This is a genomic window from Paenibacillus fonticola DSM 21315, from assembly GCF_000381905.1.
GTDB classification, from domain to species: domain Bacteria; phylum Bacillota; class Bacilli; order Paenibacillales; family Paenibacillaceae; genus Fontibacillus; species Fontibacillus fonticola.
Genome location: NZ_KB907246.1, coordinates 137,626 through 163,192, shown reverse-complemented (window position 1 = coordinate 163,192; position 25,567 = coordinate 137,626). Strand labels below are relative to the sequence as shown.

Annotated in this window: 20 protein-coding genes; 4 read left to right on the top strand and 16 right to left on the bottom strand. The window is 47.8% G+C overall.

Features of this window, described 5'->3' with window-relative positions; genetic code table 11:
* Positions 1 to 44: 44 nt before the first annotated feature.
* The 15 genes from G358_RS0102460 to G358_RS0102390 form a co-directional block, all read right to left on the bottom strand.
* Positions 45 to 1,328, bottom strand: a complete 1,284-nt coding sequence (locus G358_RS0102460; protein ID WP_019635621.1) for a flagellin N-terminal helical domain-containing protein — start codon at positions 1,326 to 1,328, stop codon at positions 45 to 47.
* 152 nt (positions 1,329 to 1,480) lie between these two features.
* On the bottom strand, positions 1,481 to 1,714 hold the full coding sequence (csrA, locus tag G358_RS0102455; protein ID WP_019635620.1) for a carbon storage regulator CsrA: 234 nt from the start codon (positions 1,712 to 1,714) through the stop codon (positions 1,481 to 1,483).
* Position 1,715: 1 nt separating this feature from the next.
* Positions 1,716 to 2,168, bottom strand: a complete 453-nt coding sequence (gene fliW / locus G358_RS0102450) for a flagellar assembly protein FliW (RefSeq protein WP_019635619.1) — start codon at positions 2,166 to 2,168, stop codon at positions 1,716 to 1,718.
* A gap of 102 nt (positions 2,169 to 2,270) precedes the next feature.
* Positions 2,271 to 2,834 carry a DUF6470 family protein gene (locus tag G358_RS0102445; protein WP_019635618.1) on the bottom strand — a complete coding sequence of 188 codons (564 nt, stop codon included), beginning with the start codon at positions 2,832 to 2,834 and terminating at the stop codon, positions 2,271 to 2,273.
* A 13-nt stretch (positions 2,835 to 2,847) separates the two neighbouring features.
* Entirely contained in the window at positions 2,848 to 3,777 is a 930-nt protein-coding gene (gene flgL / locus G358_RS0102440; protein ID WP_019635617.1) for a flagellar hook-associated protein FlgL, read from the bottom strand.
* A gap of 15 nt (positions 3,778 to 3,792) precedes the next feature.
* Positions 3,793 to 5,391 (bottom strand): flagellar hook-associated protein FlgK, encoded by a 1,599-nt coding sequence (gene flgK, locus G358_RS0102435; RefSeq protein WP_019635616.1) that lies wholly within the window; start codon positions 5,389 to 5,391, stop codon positions 3,793 to 3,795.
* Positions 5,392 to 5,408: 17 nt separating this feature from the next.
* The gene (locus tag G358_RS0102430; RefSeq protein ID WP_019635615.1) at positions 5,409 to 5,909 is read right to left on the bottom strand and encodes a flagellar protein FlgN; all 501 of its coding nucleotides are present in this window, start codon (positions 5,907 to 5,909) and stop codon (positions 5,409 to 5,411) included.
* A gap of 9 nt (positions 5,910 to 5,918) precedes the next feature.
* Positions 5,919 to 6,203 (bottom strand): flagellar biosynthesis anti-sigma factor FlgM, encoded by a 285-nt coding sequence (gene flgM, locus G358_RS0102425; RefSeq protein ID WP_019635614.1) that lies wholly within the window; start codon positions 6,201 to 6,203, stop codon positions 5,919 to 5,921.
* A gap of 133 nt (positions 6,204 to 6,336) precedes the next feature.
* A complete protein-coding gene (locus G358_RS0102420) occupies positions 6,337 to 6,756 on the bottom strand; it encodes a TIGR03826 family flagellar region protein (RefSeq protein ID WP_019635613.1) in 420 nt (139 codons plus the stop codon).
* Between the two features lie 106 nt (positions 6,757 to 6,862).
* Positions 6,863 to 7,801: a ComF family protein gene (locus tag G358_RS0102415; RefSeq protein ID WP_019635612.1), complete on the bottom strand. Its 939-nt coding sequence runs from the start codon at positions 7,799 to 7,801 to the stop codon at positions 6,863 to 6,865.
* 138 nt (positions 7,802 to 7,939) lie between these two features.
* Complete coding sequence (locus G358_RS0102410; protein WP_019635611.1) at positions 7,940 to 10,195, bottom strand: ATP-dependent helicase ComFA; 2,256 nt, start codon at positions 10,193 to 10,195, stop codon at positions 7,940 to 7,942.
* Between the two features lie 158 nt (positions 10,196 to 10,353).
* Positions 10,354 to 10,779 carry a glycosyltransferase family 2 protein gene (locus G358_RS0102405; protein WP_019635610.1) on the bottom strand — a complete coding sequence of 142 codons (426 nt, stop codon included), beginning with the start codon at positions 10,777 to 10,779 and terminating at the stop codon, positions 10,354 to 10,356.
* A 277-nt stretch (positions 10,780 to 11,056) separates the two neighbouring features.
* Positions 11,057 to 11,785 (bottom strand): response regulator, encoded by a 729-nt coding sequence (locus G358_RS0102400; protein WP_019635609.1) that lies wholly within the window; start codon positions 11,783 to 11,785, stop codon positions 11,057 to 11,059.
* 4 nt (positions 11,786 to 11,789) lie between these two features.
* Complete coding sequence (locus tag G358_RS0102395) at positions 11,790 to 12,950, bottom strand: sensor histidine kinase (RefSeq protein WP_019635608.1); 1,161 nt, start codon at positions 12,948 to 12,950, stop codon at positions 11,790 to 11,792.
* A gap of 49 nt (positions 12,951 to 12,999) precedes the next feature.
* On the bottom strand, positions 13,000 to 15,711 hold the full coding sequence (locus G358_RS0102390; RefSeq protein ID WP_019635607.1) for a stalk domain-containing protein: 2,712 nt from the start codon (positions 15,709 to 15,711) through the stop codon (positions 13,000 to 13,002).
* 1,043 nt (positions 15,712 to 16,754) lie between these two features.
* On the opposite strand from G358_RS0102390, the gene G358_RS31160 reads away from it, so the two are divergent.
* Positions 16,755 to 17,348 (top strand): hypothetical protein, encoded by a 594-nt coding sequence (locus G358_RS31160; protein WP_019635606.1) that lies wholly within the window; start codon positions 16,755 to 16,757, stop codon positions 17,346 to 17,348.
* A gap of 1,043 nt (positions 17,349 to 18,391) precedes the next feature.
* On the opposite strand, the gene G358_RS0102380 is transcribed toward G358_RS31160, so the two are convergent.
* Complete coding sequence (locus tag G358_RS0102380) at positions 18,392 to 19,747, bottom strand: TolC family protein (RefSeq protein WP_019635605.1); 1,356 nt, start codon at positions 19,745 to 19,747, stop codon at positions 18,392 to 18,394.
* Positions 19,748 to 19,916: 169 nt separating this feature from the next.
* On the opposite strand from G358_RS0102380, the gene G358_RS0102375 reads away from it, so the two are divergent.
* The 3 genes from G358_RS0102375 (at position 19,917) to G358_RS0102365 (ending at position 25,489) form a co-directional block, all read left to right on the top strand.
* Positions 19,917 to 21,323: an efflux RND transporter periplasmic adaptor subunit gene (locus G358_RS0102375; protein ID WP_019635604.1), complete on the top strand. Its 1,407-nt coding sequence runs from the start codon at positions 19,917 to 19,919 to the stop codon at positions 21,321 to 21,323.
* A complete protein-coding gene (locus G358_RS0102370) occupies positions 21,320 to 24,502 on the top strand; it encodes an efflux RND transporter permease subunit (RefSeq protein WP_019635603.1) in 3,183 nt (1,060 codons plus the stop codon). The genes G358_RS0102375 and G358_RS0102370 overlap by 4 nt, the downstream gene beginning before the upstream one ends.
* Before the next feature lie 84 nt (positions 24,503 to 24,586).
* Positions 24,587 to 25,489, top strand: coding sequence for a TetR/AcrR family transcriptional regulator (locus tag G358_RS0102365; protein ID WP_019635602.1), 903 nt, complete (start codon positions 24,587 to 24,589; stop codon positions 25,487 to 25,489).
* The last annotated feature ends 78 nt before the right edge of the window (positions 25,490 to 25,567 follow it).

Here is a 25,567-nt window from a genome sequence, read left to right as displayed (position 1 = left end):
AAGAGACCTTAGAAATTCTAAGATCTCTTTCACTTCTGTAAATCTTAACGAAGCAATTGCAGAACGCCTTGCGGCTGTTGGTTAGCTTGCGCCAACATAGCTTGAGCAGCTTGAGTAAGAATGTTATTCTTCGTGAACTCAACCATTTCTTTTGCCATGTCCACATCACGGATACGGGACTCAGCAGCAGACAGGTTCTCGGAAGAAGCACCCAAGTTGTTAACTGTATGCTCCAGACGGTTTTGGTAAGCACCGAGTTTGGAACGCTCTGTGGATACAGTTTCCAAAGCGTTATTTATAGTAGTGATTGCTTTGCTAGCTGCAGAAGAAGAAGAAATATCTGTACCGCCAACAGAAATATTAATCGACTTACCAGTAGCAACTGCAGTATTTAATTCAAGAACTGTGTCACCAGCAGCATTTTCATACCCTTTGCCAGTCCCATCCACAGTAGCATAAACATTACCGTTTTTATCTGTTATTTGCGTCTCAGTTACAATGTAATCTCCTGCCTGCAACTGCTCATTTTTAAACTCTGCAGTACCAGAAGCTTTACCGTCAGCAATTTTCACTGTTCCAGAAGTTACTTTTTCAGTAAATGTAAATGTTGCACCTGTATCAGTACCTGCAGTCGTTCCATCTGGAGCAGCAAAAGTTTCTCCTCCATCAGTCGAAGATGCTACTACGTTTCCATCTGCATCCTTCAAATCATAATCATTAGCAGTAGCACCCTTTACAACGGAGTACGTGCCATCAGCAATTTTACTTCCATCTCCTGCAGCTGCTGTTACATTCACTGTTTGCTCATTTTTAATTGCTCCAGCTACACCCAAGTTTAGACCACGTAGGTCTCCGATGTTCAACGAAATATTTTGTCCTTCGTTAGCACCGATATGGAACGTTCCACTAAAAGAGCCGTCCAACAATTTCTTCGTATTGAACTCAGTATCTTTACCGATACGAGTCAATTCTTGGGACAGTTGGTCAACTTCTCTTTGCAGGTTAGCACGGTCGCTATCTGTATTCGTGTCAGTTGCAGATTGAACTGCCAGTTCACGCATACGTTGCAGGATGCTGTGAGTTTCAGTCAAAGCACCTTCCGCAGTTTGAATCAGGGAGATACCGTCTTGAGCGTTCTTCGCAGCCATGTCCAGACCGCGGATTTGGCCGCGCATTTTCTCGGAAATCGCCAAGCCTGCAGCGTCATCGCCAGCACGGTTGATACGAAGACCGGAAGACAATTTCTCCAGGTTTTTGGAAGATGCGCCTGTGTTGGCACCCAATTGACGGTGCGTGTTCAATGCAGCAATATTGTGGTTAATTCTCATTTTAGTATTTCCTCCTTGAAATGGTTTGTTCCCACATCCTTGTGGTTTCGCTTGCTTTCGTTAAGGTCGGCCGCCCCTCCGAAATAGCGTCTAATATATTTATCGTCAGACCCTATTCACTATTTTAGACCTTTTAGCATATTTACAAAAAATTATTTTGGATTTTTAAAATGCTGCAGCAAATTGTGAATCCCTGCCTCCGATTGAGCGGCTGATTCCCGGTTCGCCTCCTGGATCGACAAATAGATTTCTTTGCGAAAAATATCGACATTTTTCGGCGCTGAGATTCCTATCCTTACCGTATCTCCTTCCACACCAAGCACGGTAATCTCAATCTCATCCTGAATTATTACTGACTCTCCCTTCTTACGTGACAGTACTAGCATTTTATTCACCCGCCTTATTATCTGGAGAAGATTCGCTCTCCCCAGACCATAGAAGATGACGTGATTGGTACTCAGATGAGTGAAGAATCACTTGCCTTGCCGTATGATTCTCCAGGTTGAACACGATGGGAGCCAGTAAATTAATCGTGGACTGGGATACATCCTGCTTTAATGTAACGATACACCGAATCAGAAACGATGAGCCTAGGTTCAGTTCTTCCACGACACGTTCCGACAAGTCAAATTCATAATTCGGGAAAAAAATAAAAGGATCGGTAATCAACAAAGAGATTTGACTCTCTTTTACCGACTGCAAATAAGCGAAAGGAGCATCCGGCAAGTCCATCATTATAAATTCGGTGTGCTCCTCAAAACCCGGTATACCTTTAGAAAAGTAATATATCTGCTCGTCCTTCGTCTCTTCTTTTCCAAACTGAGCTGTCTCAGATTTCATTCTGCTCGCTCCTTAAAAAAATAATATAGCTGTAAATTATCGTAAATAACAAAATCAAGCTATAGAGGATTACACACACCACTATAGCTTGTTGTCAGACTATTACATTGTTATATCCACATTTGGCGGAATGAATTGAATTGAAGCATACTGCTTCACATAGACATTTAAAAACCCTGGGCTGTACTCAATCTCTGGATAGTTGGCCTTAGCGGTAATTTTCGGCCTAATCGGCTGGACATTTATCTCTGGCTTACGCTGCCTAACATAGATGTCCACATTGTCATAGGAAGCCGGAGCCCGATATTCCACAAAGGGGTCACGCTGCCAATCGCCGCCATAAATTTCCGCGATAGAATTGCCGGGTAAATGAAATTGAGCCATCCGGTTCCCCTGCTCTACCCGCTTAGCGAGGCCTTCCAGAAACAAAGCAGGGAGTTCAGAATAAATCTGGTTATTCATCTCCAGTGCAGTTCCACCGTTGTAAGCTCTCCAGGCCTGATGCTGGTCAATTTCCATCTCTGGTCTCGGCTGGCTAATTTCCATCTTGGCCCGGGACGTTTCGATTTGAAAGTCGGCCCGCGGCTGCTTAATAAGCAGCTTCGCTCGGCCAGATTCCACTCCCAGACGGGATGGCTGCTGAATAATTTGAAGTTGAGAACTCACAGCCAATCACCGCCTATCTAAGAAAATCAACGAGGGAGTTCGAAATAATTTTGGCTCCAGCTGATAATGAGGCATTATAGATGCTCTCCTGGATTTTGGACTGAATGATCAGCTTTTCGTAATCCGCATCCTCGGTTTTTGACTGCAGGTCTGTCAGGTTAATTCCGAGATCCTCGAGCCTACCGCCCATGAGTTCGACACGATTGGTCTTGGCCCCAATTTCAGCCCGTGCCGTCATGACTTTATCCAGCCGTGTATCTAATTTATCCAACTCCCCAGCAATAGCCTCAAAATCACTTGTACTAAGCGCCGAGATCAGACGATCCATCATCGTAAATAGATGATCGTCATCCTTCTCCTCCGGGCTCCCGAATATAGAGTTGCCAGTCACGTTTATAGATAACTGGACGCTCTCGCCGACGATAAAAGTAATGTTCCCTGCATCCGTCAGCAAATCTCCGACATCACTTGTATCGGACAGATTGTTCGCATCCTTCACGAAATCATAGGGTTTCTGGTCATAAGTTTGACCGTTAAATATATATTTTCCGTTTAGCTTACTGTTGCCAATATCGATCAATTGCTCTTTAAGCTGCTCAATTTCCGTCTGGATGCTTGTTAAGGCAGATTGCGGATTGGTTGAGTTGGATGCCTGGACCGTTAATTCCTTCACTCGTTGAATGATGCTGCCCACCTGCCCCAGCGCCGTATCGTTAAAATCAAGCCAGGACAAAGCGCTATCTACATTGGCCTGATACTGCTCGTTAGAGGACAGCTCCCCGCGGTAACGCATGGAATAAGTAATGCCAACCGGATCATCGGAAGGTTTATTAATTTTGCGTCCCGTAGACATCTGGTTCTGTAAATCATTCATCCGCACACCATTGCGGTTCAAATTCAACAACAATTGTGAATTCAGCATATTCGTAGTCACTCGGATCATTACGCTTTATCCCCCTTATCTACCCACAATGCCTGTAGAGTTAATTAGCTTGTCGAGCAACTGATCAAACGTCGTCATAAATCTCGCCGCTGCGCTGTAAGCATGCTGGAATTTAATCATATTGGACATTTCCTCGTCTAGCGAGACCCCGCTTACGGATTGTCTTTGCGTGTCCACCTGCGTGATGAGGATCGAGGAATTTTCAGCCTGGCGGTTTGCTTCCTGCGCCTGAATCCCTAATTGACCTACCATTGCGCTATATTGAGAATTCAAGGTGGATTGGCTTCCATCCTGGGCCGTAAACTTAAACTCATTCAGTGAAGAGAAGACCAACGCCAAAGTATTGTTACCTTTCACCACGACTTGTCCTGTTCCTGACGCCTCTGTTCTCAAAGAAGTCGCAATTAATTTAGGATCGTTAGCTATGAGTGTATTCAGCCTGATGTTCCCCGCATTTGTTCCTTCAAAAAAAGGCAGCCCACGGTCTGTCGTTCCATTTAATGTGAAACCCAGTTGGTGGAGACCGTTAAAGCCAGCTACATCGATCTCTGTCGCTGTTCTTAAGACGGCATTAGCAGGCAACGGTGAACCTGCAGCAACGACTTGATCCGTCCCGTTTACAGTGACGGTCGTATCTATCTTTACAATCGTCCCTTCCGGCAGCATCGAGCCCGCAGGAATAGGAAGATTAGCAATCGTACCATTCAACATCGTATTCGTCAGGTTATCCAGCTTGGCCTTATAGTCAGTGACATACTGATTGCGCGAGACAAGCATGCCATGAACTTCTCCGCCGCTCAAGCTTCCGGCAGCGAATGACTGGACGAGGAAGGATGTAGCCGGGTCCCCTCCCGTTGATGGTTGAACCTGAACAGCCCTCCCTTGAAGCAAGGGTGTATTGCCCATCGTAATATTGTATCCCTGTTCGTTCTCAGTCACTGTGATATTAACAATCTGGGACAGCTTATCGGTAAGCAAATCCCGCTGATCCCGCAAATCATTTGCGTTATCCCCTAAATTTTCCAGTTTAATAATGGACTCGTTCAAGTCATTAATTGAGGACAAGTAGCCAATAATTTCGGTTTCTTTGATAAGAACGTTGTCTAATAAATCCTGACTTAAATTGTCCAACTGCTGGCTCATGTAATTCAGAGCATCCGTCATCGCTTGCGCTCTCTCGATCACAATCTTCCGGGCGGTGATGCTCTCGGGATCTTTACTTAAATCTGACCATGCTTTCCAGAAGTTATCCATGACGACTCTAAGTCCCGTATCCGAAGGCTCGTTCATAATTCCTTCCAATTTAGACAAAGTCTCTGCCTGGGCTTTCCAGGTTCCGTAAGCTTCCGCTTCTCCGCGATACTCTCTGTCAAGGAAAGTGTTCCTGATGCGAGTGATGGAAGAAAACTCTACCCCTGTCCCTAATTGTCCCGGCGCGGTAGTACGATTCAGCCCCAGCGCTTCAATCGGAGATGAAGCTTGCATATTCACGACCTGCCGGGAGAAGCCAGGCGTATTCGCGTTCGATATATTATGTCCTGTCGTATTTAAAGCGGCTGTTTGGGTGAACAAACTGCGCTTAGCTGTTTCGATGGAGTGAAATGTAGATGCCATGTTAACCTCCTATATTTTTAAGCTCGGGTATCAAATAAGCCTGATCTCTGCACCCCGCCTGATTTATCCGTCGGGTGATGATAAGTTGCCTCCTGCTCGTTTCCTCCGCCCAACAATTCAAGGGAATAGTCGATGAACGACAGCGATTGTTCGATTAGCTTCTGGTTCAATACATTAAGCTCCTTCAATTGCTCCAAGGTGCTTGATAAACGTGCCTGCGCTTCCAGCAGCAAAGTCTTCTCCTCTGGATCAAATACGAGCCTGACCAATTCGGTTACGGTGAGATTCAGCATCGACTTAATACCTTTTTCCTGCAAAAAGGCATAACACGCCGAGAGACGCTCTTCCTCTAGTTGGGCAATTTTTTTCATTACCCTGGATTCCTGATTCATTACTTTAATCAAAATATCTACTTCATTCTTCATGACAGCGTCCTTCTTAAGCTGTCCCCACTTCAGCATATCCTGATGTGCTTCATCCAATTGGTCAAGAGAGTTAATTAATAGCTGTATTGACATAGCCGCCCCCTACTTCTCGGTTAAAGACTTAAAATACGGGACGAGCTTCTCCGCCAGCTTGCCGGCATCGACGTGATACGTTCCCGCGGACACCTGGGCTTTGAGCTCCTCAATCCGTTTCAAACGTCCGGGATCTTGTGCGCTTTCCTGCGCCTGCAACAGCTCCATCGCCTCCGTTGAGATGGACACCTCGTCCTTGCGACGTGCTTTGCGATCTGATTCCTGACGCTGTGATTCAATGTGACGCTGATAATTATTTATAGCTCCGACCCGTCCAGTTTCGTTGATCTTCATGGGCTCCACCTTTCTTTCTAAATTAAAAAAGCCGATAATCTTTACTAAGTTTATCGGCGTAGGTTGAAACATAGTTAATAGCGAACTATAGGTTTATTTATAATATTACAGCATTATTCGGCTTTCTTTGGCGTTACTGATTGCGGAATTTGTCGACAGCGCTATAAGCTCCGCTGCCTTTCCGGTCGGCTGATCCGCCTTGCTCCATTCCGAAATCCTCCTTCGCCGCAGCGGAAAGATCACGCGTCAAGCGAGTGCGGCACGAATCACACATGTTGTTCTCGCGAATAAGTACTCCGCATACCTCGCAAGGATACATCATATTCGGGTTATTAGCTACAGTGATTCGTCCTTCTTTAATAAACTTTGTAATCTGTTTGACGGAGACACCTGTCGCATCATGAACCTCCTGGATTGTAGCCAGCTTCTCTTGACGTAAGTATTCGAGACATTTTTCGTACTCGTGCTCAATATCTTTAATACAGGCTGGACAGATGTCCCTGAAATTATTGGCGAACAGTTTGCCGCAGCGCGGGCAATTTCCTAAATTCATAACCATTCCCCCTACTACTCCATTCGTAAAGCTATTTATAATAGATTACCTTATTTTAGGGGGGGACGTCCATATTATCGTATAAAAATACTTAAATTTGCTATTTTCAAGACCTGGCCCAGGTCAAACTGTAAATTTCGCCCGGCATCCCAAGCTGCCTGCAAATGTGCTGCAGCACAGCAGCACAGGCATTCAATGTACTCCCTGTCGTATACACATCATCCACAAGCAGCAGACGTATTGTATTCCGCCGATGAGAAGGAGAGTGACGCCGAAAATAAGTCTGTGCTGGCGAGATGGCCTGTGCTAACTGCTCAACTGCCTCTGGCAGCGCCTGAAACACCCCCTGCATATTGTGCAGCCGTTCGTGCCGGCTTTTGAAGCTTTGCTTGTCCGTATGCCGGGATCGCCTCAGCAGGCCCACCACCGGCAGGCGCCCACCTAATCGTTTTCCAGCCAATACAGCCCCCTTGGCCAGCACTTCCGCCTGGTTAAAGCCCCGCTCTCTCCATCTTTCCTCGCTTAACGGCACATATGTAACTGCATCAAAGAAAGGATGGACGGCTTTATGTTCGTTCAGTTCGTTCAGTTCGTGCAGTTCGTGTAGTTCTTGCATCATCCTCCCTATGGCCCGTCCAATCATACGGGCAAGAATCGCGCCATAGGCTTCATGTCCCCGATACTTGTACTGTGCTAGCCAATTACGCATCGACGCACTGTAGGCCACGCTGCTGCGATTCATTATAAAACAGCGCTCAACTCCCCCGCTCCGGCTGCAATCAGGACACCCGACAAGACGGCCGCATACCCTACAGCGAGGTCGTGTAATCCAAGGAATCGCTGAAAAACATAACAAACATAGTTCAGGGTACCCGGGAACCCGCTCCTTAATCGTCTTTCCGCACACTAAACAAGCGCTTCCTGCCGGAGCAAGCAGCCGATGAATCGGCGTTAATAAATTGCTCCATATCCGATCCAATTGTCCCTCCATTTGCCAATAGCTGTTTTTGTTTTCGTTTCCGTCCCTACTCATCTCAGCTCCCATTCCCATTTCATCTCCTTTCACAAGTTTCATTCGTACTGAGCCCAATTTTTAATGAGCTTTAAATCGAGCATTAATCGTTAGTACAAAAACAATGCGTACTTTAAGCTGAATCACTAATCGCACCTTAAAAAACTCTGTCTATAAACCTCTAAATAATTGCCGTTTTAAAAAGCCATTTTTGTACGCGATCGCATTCATGGACTTGATCTGCTTCACGGCCCCCCGCTGTGATCGGGTCCATTCGGGCGAAGCGAATATAACCACGCCTGCCGGATCATCCTTGGAGCGCCCGGCTCGTCCAGCCATTTGCACTAGAGAGGCCTCATCAAAAAGCGAGCTGTCGGCATCGAGTATGTATACATCGCTTTTCGGTACCGTGACGCCTCGTTCCAATATGGTCGTTGTTACCAGAATGCGGATTTCACCGGAACGGAATTGAAGCACTTTGTCCGTGCGCTCCCCGTCCTGGGAAGAGGTACCCCCCACAGGTATAGCAGGATACTTTCGCTGCAGCAGGCCAACAATGGGATCGATATGCCGGATTCGCGATACAAATATAAAAATCTGTGCCCCGCGCTGGATCGATTCGCTTAAGGAGTGTAACAAAGAGCCTGGCAGCCTTTGGCGCTGCACCGCCTCTTTGACTGGGTACATGGCAACCCTGCGCGGGACGGGCAGCGGATGACCGTGAAATCGGGAGGGAACCTTGGCATGCGGCAGTTTGCCTCGGCTGATCTCGCGCTGCAAATTCAGCGGAGGCGTAGCGGACAAGTATACAAAGCACCCGTCTCGTTTGCAGGATGCCTCGGCAGCATAAGCCAGCATCGGGTCGTTGTGGTATGGAAAAGCATCGAGCTCGTCTATAATGACGAGGTCAAAAACCTGATAAAACCGCATCAATTGATGAGTCGTCGCCAAGTACAGCCGAGCGTTCTCCCAGCGCTGGGGACTGCCGCCGTAGAGAACAGCCGCAGGTTCGTCGGGAAAAGCTGTGGCAATCCGCGGTGCAAGCTCCAGCACTACGTCCCTTCGCGGCGTGGCAACCAGCACTTTCCCTCCGCGGTGAAGAACATACTGGATGAGAGGAAAGATCATCTCCGTCTTTCCCGCCCCCGTCACGGCCCACAGCAAAAAACGTGGAATTCCCGGCAAGGTGTGGGTAGCGGCAGTAGCATTGGTAGCATTGGTAGCATTGGTAGCATTTGCAGCGGTGGCAGCGGCGGCGGCAGCGCCCGCACCGCAGCGCGCAAGCACGCGCTGCCACAGCCCCGCGGCCCGCCCGCCGCCGCGGGCCATCGCTTCCTGCGGCTGCGCCAGGAAGCGCAGCGCCTCCCCCGCAGCTGCGCGCTGCGCGGGGCTAAGCCCCCACCGGTCCAGCAAGGACCCGGTGGGGGGCGCCCCTGCCGTGCCCCCGGCCAAAGGCCGCGGCACGGCACCCGCACCCACGCTGCCGCGAAGCAGCAGCGTGCAAGAGCGGCTGCGCCCCAGAGCGAGGCAGGCCTCGCAATAGGCGCAGCTGCTCTGGCCGCACGACCCGCAGGGTGTGCGGCGAAGGGCCTCGCTGCCGCAGCGGCGGCAGCGGGGGTGCCGTGCCCGGCCGCGCAGCGGGGCACGGTTTGCGCGGGCGGTGGCTGGGGCCACGCCCGCAGTGAGCTGTACGCGCCCCTGCAGGTGCGCGTACTGGGCGGCGGAGCGCCAGGCCGGAGCGACCTCCGGCAGGCGTTCCGCCAGCAGCTGTTGCAGCTCTGCAGCAAGCAGCGCGCGACCGGCCAGGGCGTCCCCTAAGCGTGACGCCGCAAGGCGGATCGTTTCCTTATCCCGCCCGCCCAAGCTTCCTGAACCTGCATTTAAACTTGTATTTGTAATTGCTTTTAACCTTGCATTCTCACCTACACTTGCGCTTGAACCTAGGCCTAAGCCCGCACCTAAACCTGCAGTTAAGCCTTGACCTTCTCTTGAACTTGCCCTTGCACTAGAACCTACACCTGCGCTTGTCCCTTCCTCTCCCCCTATCCCAGCCTTACACCAAACCAGACGGACTGACAGCGCACTTGAGCGGAGCTGGATATCGTTCCTGCGGCGACCGTAACCATCCCGATTCCCGCCTGCATGCTGCAGTTGCTGCCTGGTCAGCTGCTCCTCCAGCTGCCGCTTCAGATAGTTCCCCCATTCCTTTGCAGACCATCCGTCCATTTCCGGTACATGAGCAAATTGATCCCGCAATCCGATTGCCAGCCCCAGCGGCAGTTCATCTGTCAGAAGCAAAATAACTTCCGCCCGGTCATCCTGCTGTTCCGCTTCTTCCGTCCACCACATGAAATCAACCACGAAGTCCAGGCTCACTCTAAATTGCCATCCTTCCGCCCGCCTTACGACATACGAACAAACCTGCATTCGTTTCCCCTCCTTTTCTGCTATTCCCAAAAACAACCCCTTATGAATTCAAACACGTTGTCCAAAAACACAAAAAAGCACACTCCCTGGCCATTCAGCCCAAGAGTGTGCTTCACATCTTACGGTCCAACTTTATATATAAGTGTAAGTGCCTGAAACTATACCTGAACATAAGGTATCTTTGCCGCTTCCTGCGGTATACGAAGATCAATATACGTTAACAGTTCTCCTTCATCAGGAGCTCCATGCAGCAGAACTTCATTTGCATCCTGAAGCTTTGTGATCGGGATCACGGTCAAATTCATTTCATTAGCATGCTTCATCCGCTCCACAATCGCCAGCGTATCATCCTTCGAATCTTCGTCCAGTACGGTAATTCTGAGTGTCTGCGCCCTTAAGCAGCTATACCAGATCAACGCCCGCAAATACCACTCCATTTGATTCTCATGATTATGAGCGACCAAAATATAGTGAACCCGCTTGCGAGGATCCGGTTTGTACCGTAAATACCTGCTGTGGGACAAATGCACAAACACCACGGCAATTCCATAAGTGAACAAAATCCAAGCCATGTAAGGAACCATGCGACTCCCCTCCTTATACGACAATATATGCCGATCAAAGGAGGACGGTTACTGGGCTCCATTTCATTCGCGTAATAGACGTATACTTTGGTTTGTCGCAGTAGACCCATGCTGCAAAGCTGTATGTACAGGCTAAAGTGCTGCATCCGTTTCCCTGTCAAGAAACAGGGGTTGCGACCTCACATTTCAATTTAAAGAAAATTTTGGAATTCATAGCGCATTTAAAGTGCCCTCATCGTTACTTTTAACCATAAATAGCTATGACTTATACCTCATTTTATAATGTTACCCAGCCAAATTTGATCGCATTGATGACCGCTTGGGTACGATCGTCCACATCCATTTTTTGCAAAATGCTGCTGACATGGTTTTTGACCGTCTTTTCACTTATAAATAAGTGCTCACCGATCATTTTATTGCTGCGTCCTTCTGCCATGAGACGAAGCACTTCTGCTTCCCGTCTAGTCAGCGGGTTATCATCTCCAGCCACGAACTTCACGCCAGCCTCACGAATGGTATTGTCTTCTGCAATAGCCCCGGTCTCACTCAAATACTCCATCCGGCGCAGCTGCTGGATCAATTTCCCCGTCACTTTAGGATGAATGAACGCGTTGCCTTCGGCTACGGTACGAATTGCATTGACGAGCGATTCCGCCTCCATATCTTTGAGCAAATAACCGGTGGCTCCTTTGCGGAGCGTCTCAAATACATAGCTCTCATCATCGTGGATCGACAGAATAATAACTTTCACCTCTGGAAGCGCCTCGCGAAGCTCCGCTGTGGCGTCCACCCCGTTTAGCTGTGGCATGTTAATGTCCATAAGAACAATTTCAGGGAAAAACTGCTGACAGCATTCCAGAACCTGAGACCCGTCGCCACACTCACCGACTACTTCGATGTCTTCCTCCATGTTTAAAATCCGTTTAAGACCCTCGCGAAAAAGTTGGTGATCATCAGCCAAGAGAACTTTGATTGTTTGTCTAGTGTTAGAAATGAGATTATCCATCCTGTTACTCCTTCCTCTTCTCTGCGTTAGTCGGGATATGGATGACGATTTTGGTACCCAAATTCGCCGTCGATTCGATTTCCATTCTTCCTTCCAGCAATTCTACTCTTTCCCTCATGCCGATTAACCCAAAGTGGGTATGCTCTTTCGTCTTTAGCTCCAGTTGATCGACCTTGAATCCCAGGCCATTATCCTGGACCATAATTTTGACCATCTGAGCCTGGTACGTGATTTCAACACCGACATAAGTGGGAAAAGCATGTTTTGCAGCATTAGTGAGTGCTTCCTGGATCAACCTGAATACCGCCGCCTCCATGGGAGAGGTCAAACGGAATTCCTTGCCTCTCGTCTCGAAGGTCGTCCGAATTTTTGTCTTCTCTTCATAGTCATGCACATATTTGCGCAAAGTCGGAATGAGCCCCAGGTCGTCCAGAGCCATCGGCCTTAAATTGAAGATCACTTTTCGCATTTCTTCCAAGCTGGCGCGGACTTGTCCCTTTAAGTCTATTATTTCGTCCTGCACCATCTTAAATTCCTGCTTGGCTAGCATTCTTTCTACAATTTCCGTCCTAAGCACTAGATTTGCCAGCAATTGGGCGGGGCCATCATGGATTTCCCGGGAGATTCTCTTGCGTTCCTCTTCCTGGGCGAGAATAATTTTCAAGCCGATAATTTGGCGGTTTTTAGCGGTCTCCAGTATGCGAGAAACTTGTCCAAGCTCCCCTGACAAGTATTCTAACACAACTCCCATCTGCGTGCCGATCGTCTCGGCACGTTCGACGGATTGGTCCACATTGCGGGCTCGCTTCTGCAATTCGTCCCGTCTGGCCTTCAGATACATTTCCTTCTCACGATAAATAAGCAGGTCGAGTTGCAGCTGCGTCGCCAACTCATATGCCTGCTTAATATCCTCTTCTTTATACCGCACGAAATCCCGGCTGACTTCCGTCAGCCGGATGCGGGAACGCCTGTAATTCACCTCGAGCTGGTCTACTTTTTCCACGGTCTCCGCCGTTTCCTTCATAACCAGCTGAAGCTCATTGTTCAGCGTCTTGAGCTCATTTCGTGCCGATTCTAATATTTCCAGCATTTGCAGTTTACTGTTTTCCATTACACCTATGGTGTTTTTAATAACACGATCTATTGCATCCGCTTGAAAATCCAATTATACCTTCTCCATTTCCTTGTATCCATATATGCCATGTTTAATCATATCATGATTCAAGAGTGATGGATTTGGTTTTCTTTTCCCATTTTACATCGATACCAAGTGCTTCTGACACTAATCTCAGCGGGACTAAAGTCCTACCGTCGACGATAATAGGCGATACGACCGATTGTTTTTTCGAACCGTTCATGGTGAATTCTTTCTTTCCTACCGTTAATTCCAAAACTGTACTACCGGACAAAACGGTAATTTTCTTCGCTGTACCATTCCATTCCGACTGTCCGCCAAACGAATCCAGCACGTACCTTATTGGCACATACGTCGTGTCATCTTTTAGCAGCGGGGCCACATCGATACTCTGCTTTTTGCCGTTCACAGTCATCGATTTCTGCCCGATCGCCATGACAGCTTTGGCACTTGCCAGTCCTGTATCTCCCTCCAGTACGGGAGACGTGAATTTAATATTGTCAAAAGACACGCTTCCGGTTAAAGCACGCTCGTCCTGTCCTTCCTCCAGGTTAACAAGGTATAGGCGCTTCAGCTTCGCTTTCTGCTGCAGACCTGCTGCGCTCAGATCGACCGTCAGCGTCTTCCAGCCCGAGAAGTTAAGCGGCTTGGCCAGATCCACGTACACGGCCTTGCCATCTGGATTCTCAAATTCGGCGCGCAGCCAGTTTAAGCTGGAATCCCCCAAGACATCTACCGACATTGCGGTAGAACCTTCAGGAATCACCCGGCCTGTTGTTCCATTCAGCTCAGCATAAGCGAATTTGTTGCCCGTTCCCTGGGTTAGATCATAGTCAAGCTTAAGCACTTTAGAATTTTGACGCTCTCCCGTTCCTTGCACGATCGCAGCCGTTCCCGCTGCTTCAGCTGGAAGTCCCTTGAAGGAAACCGGATAAGACGTGCTCTCAAAGTTTTCCCAAATTTGCTCGGCCGAGGTGGATAATACAATCGGTGTTGCACTAAACCCGTCATATTTTGCCGTAGCATACGCCACTTTGGCTCCGTTGTTAACCGACTCTACGGTCAGGACACCATCCGACACCGAAGCCTTCATTCCTTTGAATTCCCAGGTCAAGGATTCTGCAGGCACTTCTACCGTCCGGCCGTCTTTCAGCTTGGCTGTCATTGGCACGGATACGCTGGTACCGGCCGCCAGCGGCGCATAGGTCGTCGTTGAAGAGAGACTGTCCAAGTCGCTGCCGCCCAGGACGGTCACTTTCATGCTAGTCTTCGCATCGCCGCTAACCGCTGTAATTTGCGATGTGCCGGCCTTCACGCCCTTAAAGCCCGCTCCCGTCCAGCTTACATTGCCGTTATCCGCCTTCCAGGTGGCCTGAATCCCCGAAGCGTCCACCGGGTTATAGTAGGTGTCGTACCCTTTCAGCGAATATGCCGCTGTCTGTCCGATCAGAAGCGAGGCTGTTCCGCTGACCTTAAGCCCCTTCAGCGCTCCTTGGGGCGCCGTAGTATATATGCCAAGCCCGTTCGCCACCGCACGCTGCGATCCGTCTCCATTGGACGTCGTAAAGGTCAGGGTCGCTTCATTCTCAGCCAGCGGACGATCGACCATCGTCGTGGAGCCGCCGCCGTCTAGATTCATCCCCTTCCATATGCCGATCGCAGCCATGAACTTCTGCAATTCGGCCAGAGTCATGCCGGAGCTGCTATTGTTCTTCTCCGCAGCGATCAGATAGGCGTATTTGCCGTCCTGGGAATAGCCGACCGCTGTGCGGGCCACCGCACTGCTGCCGCTAATGCTCGTAGTGGAGCGGGTGAACGAAGATGGCTTTCCTTGATCGACAAGCAGTGTATGGCCGCCGATCATCATTTTCACTTCGGCTGGATTCAGCTCTTGACCGCTGCTAAGCGAACGTAGCCGATAGGTTGTATCCAGCCGCTGCCCCACGTACAGATTGGCGGCCACGAAATCGGCTGCCGTGCCGTGAGCCCGTAATATGTAACCATCCGTAGGCACCGTGCCCGATATAGGCGCTTTAATCGAGATTTGCTGTACTATGCCGCCTTGGACTAGCACCTCTGTAGGTGTCGTAGAACTGTCTTTGGGACGATCTTCTGACTTCCAGGCGCTTGTATATATATACATCTTATTAGCGTGACTATAAGACTTGTCCGGCTCTGTGATGTACGCTTCCTGATTTAAGCCGGACAGAGGAAAGGTCGTGCCATTCTCTGTCATGACGCTTCCTTGGAACTCGAATCGATCGATCAACGGGGTCCCGTCATTCCGTACGGCAAAGGCATACATCCCCGTCAGTTGCGATGGACTCGTTACGAGCGTTCCTTGGGATACCGCGCCGCCGAGCGCAACACCTTGCCCTGTCGTCGAGAAGAAATCGCCGTTAATGCCTGCGACTGCGCCAGTCTCCCTAGCCATTCCCTGGACGGACTGCCTAGTGGTTACTTGCCCTTCCTTCCCTGTCATGACATCAAGATGGACGTAAGGATTCGTCAAATCTACTTGAATGACATCGGCGAGCACCTTCACCGACTTGCCGGATCTCGTTGTCGTGTATTGATATTTTAATAGCTTGGCGCCAGACGTAATATAATCTTCACTTAACTTTACAGCCTGCTCCGAAGCCGCATGAGCCGATGAGGCAGGCCCAAACCATCCTATCCCAATATCTACCACAGGTTGAACCCATATCATACCGGCCAGCGTAACAAGAATGAGCTTCTTCCCGTTTCTGACAGCAAACCGAACCAATTTTGTGTCTTTGCGAACTACCATTGTAATTTATTACTCTCCCATCTGTATGCTTTATGTCAAAAATCGATCCCTATTCTTCCTATTCTTCCAATCCGGGAATCTAGTACATAAATAATAGACTACTTTTAGACGGAAAAGTTACGCAAAAGTAACAAGATTGATAAAATCGGAAGGGGATTTGGAACGATTTAGGAGAGTTGGTGTGTGTTGTTATGGTTGACGGTTAACGGTTAACGGTTAACCGTTAACTGATGATGATGATGGTGGTGGTTGACGGTTGTTGGTTGATGGTGATGGTGGTGGGTGAGGGTTGTTGGTTGATGGTGATGGTTAATAAGTTGGCGGTGATGAGTGAGGGTTATGTGTGATGTGTGATGTGTGATGGGTGATGGGTGACTCGACGGTGCGTCGACGATGGGTAGATGATTCGTTCGCTGGTGGCGGGTGTTTGCGGTTATATTGAGGTTGAAAGGTAGGTTATAGATTTAATGATGGGATTGAGGAGGCCTGGAATGTAGCGGAATTGAGCCAGTGGAAATGAATTGGATTATCGTCACATGGTGGATGAACGGGTATGAATGAACAGGTATAAGAGATCTGGAACTTACCATAGATTGATAACAAGTGGATTTATTGTATCTATTTAAAAGAAAACACTCTATTAAAATACATTAATTGGATTCATGGTATCTAAACTCATCGCAACAGTAACTTTTACATTTTCAAGCCATTTTAAATACTCCAAATCCAGCTAAAGTTAGCCTAACATGAAATTTAGTAGAATTAATTACAAGAAATCCATTTACATTACGTCTATACTGTTTACCGCTGGCTAAATGCGATACATATTCGTATAATGGTGATATACATGACGAAGAACGTCCTGTCCAATTTTAATGGGCAGGGCGTTTTTGTATGTTTCTGTGTGTTCTGTATGCTTTATTCTACATTTTAAGTATCTATCCAAATCTACGGGAGGCAGGTAACCATGGAATTCGAAAAAGCCCACAGGCAGTTTATTAACAGTCACATTCTGCGTCGTAAAGGAGAACGTAGAGCTCGTCTTGAGAGAGGTCACGGGCACGGAGAGACTTTTTCTGAAAAATGTCTGGTGGCCCCTGTATAGAAACCTCGATCATCTTCATCCTGAGTACGAGGTGCCAGATTGGCGCGGACGCTCCTATTTCGGTGATTTCGCCTTCCTACCAGGGCATTTAAGATTCATACTTGAAATTAAAGGTTATGGCCCACATGTCACCGAGATGGATCGAACCAAATACAGTAATGAATTGAATCGCGAGCTCTACTTGCAAACACTTGGCTACCGAGTAATATCACTAGCATACGATGACATTGCCAGCAGGCCCGAAATATGCCGAAATTTGCTGCAATTGCTTTTCAACCGTTACCTGACGCAACAGCATCCCCTTGAGCCAGGCGCTTTGGAAGAAGCAGAAGTTATTCGCTTGTGCTTAAGCTCCATGCAGCCCATCCGCCCCAAACAAGTAGCAACTCATCTTTGTATGGATCATCGCACGGCCATTCGAATATTACATTCACTTACTCAAAAAGGCTGGCTTCGTCCCATTTACTCCGGCGCAGGCTTGCGTGTACATCAGTATGAACTCATTAGAAACACTTGGGACTTAATAAACTAACTTTATGTTCACCTGATCTAAGATACCAGCTTGCGGCACATGTAACCTACTATTATAAACCGACTCTTATGACTTGCTGACCTGCCCCTTACGACTTACTAATTCTGATGATTCACTTAGTCTTGTGATTCACTTAGTCTTATGATTCACTTAGTCTTGTGATTCACTTTGTCTTATGATTCACTTAGTCTTGTGACTTATTGACCTACAACTTCCTGCCCTTTATAACTTACTAAGCCTTATGAAAAACGTCGTTCAAACCAACTGGGCTTACTTCCGCAATCGAGATTTTAAATTTAGATGGATTTCTCGTACCTATTTTTAGCTTTATTGTATGATTAGAAAAAATAGCTGGATTTCGTGTATCTGCAACATTGTTTTTTTGGACTTACTTCCCAATCCAGTTCAATTAACTACATGAATTCCAGCTAATCACACACTTCGCCTTAAAGTGCAACTTTTACATACAGAAAATCCAGCTAATTTGTGTAATAGGTACGTTCCTGTTAATTTTGTAATAGATGCGATCTGTTAACTTGTATAATAGGTGCGTTCCAGTTAACTTGCATAATAGGTACATTCCTGTTAATTTGTGTAATAGGTGCGCTCCAGGTAATTTATGTAATTTGCGCAATCCAGCTATTGGGCGAGCCCTCCTCTCATCCGGCGGCGTACAGTAGTTTGTGTACCAAAGACTTGTATTCTAGGAAGACACTAATTTAGTCGTTGACAACAGCGGCTCGTGGAGCGGCCTGCGGGACTGCCGACAACAACGGCTATTAGAGCGGCTTGCAGAGCGGCTTGCAGAGCGGCCTGCGGAGCGGCCTGCGGAGCGGCCGGCAACAGCAGTCTGCAGAGCGGTCGCCAATAACGGTTAGCGGATAGGCCGACTACAGCGGTTTGCAAATTCGTTTATAACAGCGGCTTGCGGAGCACTTGCGAGTCGACTGAAAATCACGAAAAAACGTTCTCCCATCTTATAAAATGGAAGAACATTTTTCATGGCCGGCCGGGTCCGTCATGTGCCCCTACCACATAGATCCCTACATAATGAACCCTTCCTCAAGCGCCTCTACGGAGCGCTCTACTACGTAAAGTTGAATTCGAACCAACTCCTTCGCCAGCTCCTGCTGCGTCAAAATGAAGGTTGACTTGTCATAATCATGACGAGAGACTAATCCATTGTCGTAGCGCTTTGTCATGTGAATATTATCTTGCTTCGCGTTATTATAATCGTTTTCTGCATTTTCGTAAGCCTTGTAAGCCAAATCAGCATTACTATAAAGTTCATCGATTTTTTTGTTAAGCTCGATCCGCGTTTTTTCGGCCTGCTGCTCCGCAATACGTACATTCAACTCCAGCAAGTCTTTCTGATCGTCATTGGATGCATTGGTAGCACGGGTGTGACTCTCTTGATGTTTTGCCAAAATGATAGAGTTCCATTGCCGCTTCATTTCAAATGATTTTTCCAATATACGCTCCCGATTCAAGCGGCTGATTGGCTGCGGGGTGAAGTCCGGCAGGTCTGCCAGCTCGATATTGGGGTCATAGGAGATGCCAAGGTCAAAGCAAAGCTGGACTAATGCCAATTCATACTTGCTTTTTAGCCCTTCCAGCTGCTGCTCCTGCTTTTGAATCTCCCTTTGCGCTTCGGTAACCTTGACCGCCGAAGTCATACCCATCTCCTGCATCAGTTCGGCTTTCTTCAAATCGGCTTTTAAGACCTCTAAGTACTTCTCGGCCACAGTCCGTTGTTTGTCGAGCGAGAGCAGTTCCGCATACTGCGAAGTCACTTGCAGCTTAATTCCTATGCGAGCTTCCTCCAAATCAAGAACTGTATTGGACTGTTCCATCTCAACCTGCTTTAAGGCAGCAATCAATTGGTCTCGTTGCCCTTGTATTTGCTTGTTCATGGCATCGGCAATATCGCCAACACCATTCAATAACTGATTCACAACCATGTTGGTTTCTAGCGTCGGGTACAAGGATGGCAGCATCTCCTCCGGAATCTCGCCATATTTCTCCTGCATCTCCTCAATAGATTCCGGTAATCTATACGAGCTGCCCGCCCCTCCACTGGCACTATTGAGCTCTTTTTGCTGTTCTCTAAGGCTTCCTTCATTTAATTTTACAGCCGTCAGCTTATAAGTTAATAGTCTGTAATTCAGTGAATGATCCAACGATAACTTCAGCACCGTATCCAGATCCAGGCGCTTAATGTTTATCAGGGTGCCCGAATCAATAAAGGAATCCTTTAACACCTCTTTGAGAGTCGCTTCCTTCCCGGTACGAATCGTGTTGTCTTCGTCCGCACTGGCGGCATGGACTGCTACCGGCCCCGCTGATAAAAGACTCAAACATAGCAGTGACGATATCATTGCCGATAGACTTCTTTTCATAGAAAATTTACCTCTCTCTCCCAAATCAGACTAGTCATATCGCTCCCATAATATCACCGGAAAATTAAGAAATCAACTTTCATGCCCTCGCTTGACAAGCGCGCCACGACTGGGTTACTTTAAAGTTAAAAAATTTACTATGGGATAAATTCAGGAGGAGAGGAACTGGATGAAAGGACGTTGGCCGGCTCTAATTTTAGCCATATCAATGATGATGATAACAGCAGCATGCGGTTCAGCTGATAACGGGACGGCATCAGGAGAAGCAGCAACCGCCGTACAGGTCATTACAATTAAGAAAGAACCCTTGAATGCGGAGTACAATTTCTCAGGAACGCTGAAGCCGGAGCAGGAAGCAGGCATCTCCTTTCAAGTTGCGGGACAGATTCAACAGACGCTAGTGGAAGCGGGCGATCATGTTAAAGCAGGGGATGTACTTGCTGTTATTGATGATGAGAATGCGCAGTTGCAACTGAAGCAAGCGCAGAACGGGGTAGCTCAAGCCGCTGGTCAACTCAGCGCCGCCAAAGCGGGGGTAGAAGCAGCAAAGGCCCAAGCCCAGGCGGCCAAAGCACAGCTGGATACGGCTGAGGCAAGCTTTACTGCCGTAGAGAAAGGAGCATCCGCCCAAAAACTTGCTCAGACTCAAAATATGGTCGCTATGGCGCAGAGTGCCTATGACAAATTCCTGGCAGATGAAGAGCGATATTCGAATCTTTATTCCGCTGGTCTAATATCGTTGGATGAGTACGAAAAATTCCAACTGCAGCTTAAAGATGCCGAAACTTCACTAGAGAACGCCGAGCAATCGCTATCTGAGCTGACCGAAGGTGCTACTGCTGAGCAGCGCAAGTCGGCACAGGCCGGAGTTGAACAGGCTAAAGCCGGCAAAAGCGCAGCCGAGGCAGCCGTAGAGCAAGCCAAAGGCGGGCAAATGCAAGTGCAAGCGGCATACGACCAGGCGACAATCCAACTGGAACAAGCCCAGTTGGCATTAAGCAAAACAAAACTGACCGCGCCGATCGACGGCGTTATTTTGAGTAAAAGGGCTGTCGTTGGCCAATTGGCCCCCGCTGGAGTAGAAGCCTTTGTCATCGGCACGATCGATACACTGATGGTTCCGATCGCCGTTCCAAGCGAGCAAGCAGACCAGTGGAAACCGGGACAAGTGGTCGCGCTTGAACAGAACGGAAACAAACGGCAAGGTACTGTCGTCAGAGTCTCTCCTGCAACCAATCAAGGAACAGGAACATTAACTGTAGAAGTGAGTGTCCCTAATCCTGAGCAGGATTGGATCCCTGGTCAAGTGGTTCGTGTAGGCCTATCCTCCATCGGACAGGAAGGCATCTTTGTTCCCGCCGGGGCGGTCATTAGTAATGGTCAGGAGCCGTATGTCTTCAAACATGTCAACGGCAAAGCCGTTAAAACGGTGGTCGAATTAGGTGCTCGTATCAGCGAGGATAACCGCTTGAGCATCGCCTCAGGCCTCCATGAAGGCGATGTCGTTGTCAGCATCGGGGCAGACAGCTTGTTTGACGGAGACACGATCACGATCGTGGAGGATAATGCAAAATGATCGAATATTCCATACGCAAAAGAAAAATTACGATCTTATTATTTATCATTTTGATTATATTCGGTATCTTTAGCGCGACTACGCTCCCTCGTCAGGATATGCCTGACGTCGTATTGAAGCAGGCTGCAGTCATAACTGTTTTCCCGGGAGCTACGCCAGAGCGGGTGGAACAGTCGGTCACTAAAATTTTGGAACAGACGATTAAGCAGGTTGAAACGATCGAAACGATTGAATCGACCAGTTCAAGCGGCGTTTCGTCCATTATGGTATATGCTTATCCGGACGCAGACGCTGCTGCAACCTGGGATCAATTGCGAAAAAAGGTGGAGGATGCCACCGCCGATTTGCCCAATGGCGTTCATAAACCTATTGTTAACGACGACCTAATCTCCTCCTTCATTGGTTCCTATGTGATCTCTGCCGATAATCCAGATACATTGTACGGTCTCAGCGATCTCATGATCGAATGGCGGGATAAAATACGTCAGGTGAGCGGTGTTGCCGATGTAAAGATCGAAGGTATTCCTGACAAAGAAGTAAGCATTAAGGTCGACCTGCAAAAACTAGAGCAATACGGCATTGTCTGGGAGCAGGTTGTGCAGGCAGTAACCAACATGAACAACCGCACACCGCTTGGCTCGCTGGATTATGACTCTCGCAGTTATGATTTGGTCGTCACTGATATTGCCGATGCCAAAGAATTGAATGAAATACTCATTAGTAAAACGCAGACCGGATCTCCGCTATATTTAAAAGATGTCGGTCAGGTTCAATTGGTGGATAAAAAACCATCCTATCTTGCTTATTATAACGGGCAGCCTGCCATCTCCATAAATGTGTCCGCTCAAACCGGCTCGGATGTGCTGACCATGGATAAATTAATTTCTCAGAAGCTGGATGAGCTTAAGGGTAGCTTGCCCAGCAACGCACATTTTGCTCCGGCCTTTGGTCAGAAAGAAGTCGTCAGTACCATGTTCAGCGAGCTGCTGCAGGAAATGCTGATCGCCATCACTGCCGTCATTTTGGTCTGTACATTAGGACTTAATCTAATGACGTCGCTGATTGTGGCGGCTGCCATACCAATTTCCATAGCGATAGGCATGATCGTGATGCCCTTCACGGGAATTACGATCAATGAAATTTCTATCGTAGCTTTGATTATTGTACTAGGGATACTGGTCGACGATGCCGTTGTGGTCAACGACAATATCGAGCGCAGACTAAGCGTACTGGGGGAAAGTCCCGAAGTCGCCTCAATCAAGGGAGCGAAGGAAGTATCCATATCTATCCTGACTGCCACCCTATCGACCATTTTTGCTTTTGCGCCATTGCTATTTTTAACCGGGGATATCGGTTCCTTTATCAAGCCGCTTCCTATTGTCATTTCCTGCTCCATGTTTGCTTCCATGATTATGTCGCTGACCATCATTCCGATCTTCCGTCAGTGGCATGAGAACCGGCGCAGACAACGAGCAGCCATTAGCAAAACCGTTGATAAAACCGTTAATGAAGAAGTCACCGACGAGCAGAATACGCCTTCTTCAGTGGAGGCAAAGCCTGCTGGCTTGCTCGGCAAACAAATTCAGGCCTTAATTACATGGTACTCCGGTACTCTGATCCCGAAGGTGCTTAAAAAACCTAAATTGTACGCAGGCATAGGCCTGCTGATCGGAACAGCCTCCTTCAGTTTAGCTTTGATTACGCCGATTGATTTGTTCCCTGAGTCCGAGGATCCTTATGTTAGCATCAATGTGGAAATGCCTGTAGGCACGTCCTTCCAGGAAACTCATCGCATGGTGAACAATATATCCAAATGGGTGGAGAAGCAGCCTGAGACCGAGCTTGTCAGCGTAGGCGTGGGCGGCAGGGCTCCCCAATTATATTCTGACATTACAAATGCTGTTGCTTCTTCAACTTCTGTCGGACAGATTTCTGTTATTGGCAAACCGGGTTTATTTAAATTAGATTCAACCGTCTCCGCTTGGGAAGCGGAGCTGAAGCAGCAATTCCCGGGCGCAACGATATCGACTCACGTCCCTCGACTCGGAATTCCCGTAGGTTCTGCGGTATCCGTCCGGATTGCCGGTGAAGATCTGGGCACGCTGCAAAAGCTGTCTCAGCAGTTAAAAGAGAGAATTTCCAAGCTAGACGGCGCAACCGGAATCAAAGACAATTTCGGAAATCAGAGTTATACGCTAGAATTTGAAGTTAACAACCGGGCTATGGACGAATATATGATCGATTACAGTACACTGACGCAAACGCTGCGGCTGATGGGCGATGGACTCGACATTGGCGACTTTGATACAGGCAAGCAAATCGTCGATATCAACTTCCAAGCTTCGAGCCAAGGAGCAAGTCCCAATGAATTGTTCCAGCAAATTTTTATTACCAATAAACAAGGGGCCCAAATTCCTTTAGCCCAACTAGCTGAAATGAAGTCGTCATTTACAACGCAAAAAATTCAGCGTTATAACCTTGAACGTATGATCACGGTGGAAGCCAATGCGGTTGGAAAGACAGCATCTGAGCTAAATGCCGAGGTGCGCGCTATTTTGAATGACATGGTTATTCCAAATGGATATTCGATTGAGTTTGGCGGCGAAACTTCAGACCAAGCGGATATTTTCGGGGATTTGGCTATGCTTTTCGTTGTCGTCATTTTCTTAATCTTTATTATGATCACGATCCAGTTCTATTCCCTGTCGGCACCGATTATTATTATGACCACGGTATATCTGGCTGCCGCTGGCGGAATCATTGGGATCTTTGTCTCTGGATCTTCCATTGGCTTCATGAGTATAATGGGTATAATTTCACTAGCGGGTATTGTCGTGCGCAACGGGATTGTCTTCCTTGAATTTATTGAGGATGCGCGGCGGGAAGGAATCGGTTTGTACGAAGCAGTCATCTCAGCAGCAAGCGCTCGTTTCCGTCCTATCGTGCTCACTTCGTTTACGGCCATGATCGGAATGCTGCCATTGGCTATTGCAGGAAGCATCTTGTTCAGACCTATGGCTTACACTATTATTTTTGGATTGATGTTCTCAACCGTTCTAACGCTGGTCGTCGTGCCTTCCATCTACATGGTAGTCGCGAATTGGAAGGAAAACCGGCATAATCGCAAACGTACTCCAGATCCATCTATCTCTACAGCTACAGATACCGTTTCGATGTAACCGGCGGCCTCGCTTGCAGATTCGCATCTTTGCAGATTTGCAGGTGAGGTCACCGCTATTTACAACAATGAAAGGAACCCTTAAATGAATAAGGACAAAAAGGAAATTATTTTACAAAATGCACTGCGGCTTTTTGGCGAAAAGGGATTTGCCCTGACCACAGTTGATGAAATCGCCAAAGAAAGCGGGATGACCAAGCCTTCTTTGTATAAGTATTTTGACAGCAAAGAGACACTGCTGTTAGATAGCATTTCAAATTTGAGCAAATCATTAGATAGAGAGGTTACCAAGCTGTATCGTAACTTAGAGCTTACTCCCAGCGAACGTCTTGTTGAGCTTATGGCAACCTACTTGAAGGTGGTTCTGAATCATAACTTTCAAACATTGATGTTCAACATGTTCAACATGCCTGCGCTAAAAAATTCAAGCGACGAGAAAATTCGAAAAGCATGGACGGATTTAGAGGAGCAATTCTATCTTTGGTTTGAAGATTGCATCACGGATACGTATGGAAAAGATATTGAGAAGCATGCTATGGACATCATCTTTATCGCCGGCAGCATTTTATTGGAATATTTCCGGCTTATAGGTTCCGATATCCCTGATCGACAATGCCGGAGCCTTGCTATATATGTCGGTCAGGTTATCCACATTCTAGTGGAAGGGTTTAATACTCCTGAAATGCGCAATGTTTCTCTGTTCGATTTTTCTCCATTAGAAAAAAAAGAGAACTGCAAAGTCAAGAACGCTATTTGGGAAACCCGCCGGTTACATGAGGTGTTCGAGGAGTTAGACAGCCGTATTAGTAATAACCAAATACTAACTGACTCAGAGAAAGCGAGCTATAGCGAAGCTCTGAGGAAAATACGGCAGGAATCTTTTGAGTCATCACAGAACAGTGTGGTTTTAGATGCCTTAGTGCTATACTTAGAACAAGTAGAATCATTAAGGGAAGCATGTACGGAGCTGCGAGCTTTGATGAAGTAGCTGTTGATCGGACCACGGTTACCCTAAGATTATTTTGGAGGGTAATCATAATGAGCCTAAGGCGTTTGCCTTAGGCTC